2 protein-coding genes are annotated in these 1,404 nt (G+C 31.1%); both read left to right on the top strand.

The window, feature by feature from the left end; translation table 11 throughout:
* On the top strand, positions 1 to 429 hold a 429-nt coding region (locus AC4AGG_RS16415; RefSeq protein WP_489773102.1), incomplete at its 5' end, for a hypothetical protein.
* Between the two features lie 261 nt (positions 430 to 690).
* Positions 691 to 1,200 (top strand): hypothetical protein, encoded by a 510-nt coding sequence (locus AC4AGG_RS16410; RefSeq protein WP_489773101.1) that lies wholly within the window; start codon positions 691 to 693, stop codon positions 1,198 to 1,200.
* The last annotated feature ends 204 nt before the right edge of the window (positions 1,201 to 1,404 follow it).

The following is a 1,404-nucleotide window of genomic DNA, read 5'->3' as shown; positions in this document are numbered from 1 at the left end:
TCAAACGAAATTTTAAATGATATTCTAACTGAAAACCAAAATATTTTGGATATAGAAATTCGAAAAAGAGAATATATTGGTGAATACATCAAAATATATCATACCGACTATTTTGGAGGAAAATTATGTTTTGAAAATGAAGGAATCTCTGTTCTTGATAAATATGGAAATGAAATTTATTATTGTTCTGGACACGATCCCGAAAATGAAACAATGAAAACTTATTTTGACAATAATGGAGACAAACTATATTTATTTTGGTATCACAATGGTAGATTAAGTAATATGGATAGCTATAATCCTAAACACAAACCATATATAAATGAATTTCATCAATCCTTTTTTGTAGATGAATTAGAGAAGCTTGAAGATTTAGACTGGAAAAACATGAATTATTATCATAATGCGGAACCAATAATTCCAAGATAACGTCGCATAACAGCGTATTAGCAAAAGCGGGCTTGAATACTCAAATTGAAAATTTGAATATTCTTCGACGCCACTGCTTTTCGGTTCCGTTATTTTTTTGTAATTTCACTTTACCGAAAAAGCATTGGCTTCATTTGGTTGAAAATCGAACTTTCAGTTCACTTTTCGCCCGCCTTCGCTAATACTTTTTCGTTGGTGGCAATCTTAAAACAACAGCATTCAAATGAAAAACAGATATTTACAAACATAAATTTCAAAAAAATGACAACAGAAACTTATAACTTATATTCAATTTTAGTAGGAATTGTAATATTGTGCGTAACAACTTGGTATGCCTATTTGACAAGAAGTATTATGAAAGCTTCAAATAAGATGTACGAATTGGCTCGAAAAAGTACAATTACTGAAATTCATTCAAGGTTTCAAACAAGTATGAGAGCATTGCAACTAACTTTTCCTCATAACATTAATGATAATTCAACGCTATTAAAACCGAATGAAAAAAGAAGTGTTCAGCTTTATTGGTATTTGGTTTTTGACGAATTCTTGACTTGTAAGAAACTATCAAATGACCCAGAATTAAACGAACTTTGGGACAAGTATTATATCAAAGGCGTAACAAGTGCTTTACGTTTGAAACATTTTCACGATGAAATAGCTCTATTACTTTCAAAAAACAGTACTTTTTTAGGTGAAAGACAGAATTTTGAAAAAGAAATTACAAAAGCTAATGGTGGAATTACACCAACACTTGATAATTTTGAACCCTAAACAACATAACAAAAAAGACTGCCACCAACAATGTATTAGCAAAAGCGGGCTTGAATACTCAAATTGGAAATTTGAATATTCTTCGCCGCCACTGCTTTTCGGTTTCGTTATTTTTTTGTAACTTCACTTCACCGAAAAAGCATTGGCTCAGTTTGGTTGAAAATCGAACTTTCAGTTCACTTTTCGCCCGCCTTCGCTAATACT

This window comes from Chryseobacterium sp. CG10_8, assembly GCF_058117085.1.
Note: the sequence above shows the minus strand (reverse complement) of the source record. Positions and strands in the feature narration are given on the sequence as shown.